Source organism: Moorena sp. SIO2C4 (assembly GCF_010672485.1).
GTDB classification, from domain to species: domain Bacteria; phylum Cyanobacteriota; class Cyanobacteriia; order Cyanobacteriales; family Coleofasciculaceae; genus Moorena; species Moorena producens.
Genome location: NZ_JAAHGN010001432.1, coordinates 1 through 1451, shown reverse-complemented (window position 1 = coordinate 1451; position 1451 = coordinate 1). Strand labels below are relative to the sequence as shown.

Annotated in this window: 2 protein-coding genes and 2 pseudogenes; all 4 read left to right on the top strand. The window is 47.4% G+C overall.

Annotated features, from left to right (window positions below; all coding sequences use genetic code 11):
- A pseudogene (locus F6K20_RS38315) lies at positions 1-563 on the top strand (hypothetical protein); the annotation flags it as partial.
- Positions 520-687 carry a hypothetical protein gene (locus tag F6K20_RS38310; protein WP_287298402.1) on the top strand — a complete coding sequence of 56 codons (168 nt, stop codon included), beginning with the start codon at positions 520-522 and terminating at the stop codon, positions 685-687. The pseudogene F6K20_RS38315 and the gene F6K20_RS38310, both read left to right, overlap by 44 nt.
- A gap of 117 nt (positions 688-804) precedes the next feature.
- A complete protein-coding gene (locus F6K20_RS38305; protein WP_154659722.1) occupies positions 805-945 on the top strand; it encodes a hypothetical protein in 141 nt (46 codons plus the stop codon).
- A gap of 94 nt (positions 946-1039) precedes the next feature.
- Positions 1040-1451, top strand: a pseudogene (locus tag F6K20_RS38300) (transposase); the annotation flags it as partial.

Sequence of the window (1451 nt, the reverse complement as noted above, 5' to 3'; positions counted from 1 at the left end):
GACTGCCGTGGTTTCCCCCACTCGCGCTTTGCATCAAGACGGGAACAGGGAACAGAGCAGAAGAATTGAAGAAATACGAAGTAGTACTAAAGCCAGAGACTAAAGAAGAACCGAACAATTTCTCCTCCTCCCTGTCTTGCCCATCTTTCGATCTTCCAGCGGGTTGGGCTAAAGGCAAAGATAATACAGCCTATCGGATCGTACTCGTTCTGACAGATAGTGGCTTCAATCGTTTACCCCCTGAATTTCCAGGACCAAAACCGCAATACGGGATTACTAAACAGAAACTTCAGGAATATTGGGATAGCTCCCGTCCAGTAGTCTTTGTCACGGATTTCCTGGGCCAGCCTGGTGATAATTTAGATGATTTATCAGTGTCTGGCAAATCAGGAAAAGTCCCAAGAGCAGACAGTCAACACTTGTCAAATCATCCAGCAATGATGCAACACCCCGAGAGCAATCTTAACTTACCTAACCATGTTGGTGAACCCTTGCTAGTGGTTGAACCAAGGAAGCTTTATGGAAACGCTGCTGCTAGAGAAATTTGGTTGGCATCGCAGTAAGCATTCAGCTATCAGCCGTCAGCTATCAGTTATCAGCTATCAGCTATCAGCTATCAGTTATCAGCTTTCAGCTTTCAGCTTTCAGCTTTCAGCTTTCAGCTTATGGGCTACGCTGGTTGACTGACAAAAGTTGAGCGCGATTTCACGAACCCCTTACCAGGGATGGGCGCTTTGGGCATTGACATCTGGTTGGGGGAGCCAGCATTCTCAGGAAAGAAACCACTCACATCCCAAAAATGCTGTGAAAATAAACTCCCGCCTCTACAATGCCTTGAAGACAAAGATTGGTCAACCCTCTGACTGGGCGCATCTGAGTCATCTGACCACCTGTTTATGGATGGTGGTTGGTCTACTCCAGATAGGAGACGAAACCTTAGAATAGTGGAGCCTTTATAGGGGACTGGCTATGAGAAAAAGGGTTAAAACTTATTAAATAAGGCTCCACTATTCTTACGGTAACTTCCTCGGAAGTTAATTTGACCCGTTGGATTCCCCACATACCCTGTCGTGGTCACTATGCTCAAAGCAAACAACGTCGGATGCAACGGTGGCTGTACAATGCCCGCATTAACGTTCATCGCTTGTATAAACCCCTGATCCAGTCAGCCTTGGCGGATTGGAAACAAGAGTGTCTATATCTAAGCTTAGATACATCGTTGTTTTGGGATGAGTATTGCTTGGTGCGCTTGGCGGTGGTGCATCGGGGACGAGCGTTGCCAGTGGTCTGGCGGGTGATGGAACATGGTAGCGCCTCTGTCGCCTTCAAAGACTATCGGGAAATGTTGGAACAAGGCAGAGGGCTATGCGGTGAAGGGGTTAAGGTGATATTGCTAGCAGACCGAGGCTTTGTCCACACCGATTTGATTAGGTTAACTACTCAATGGGGCA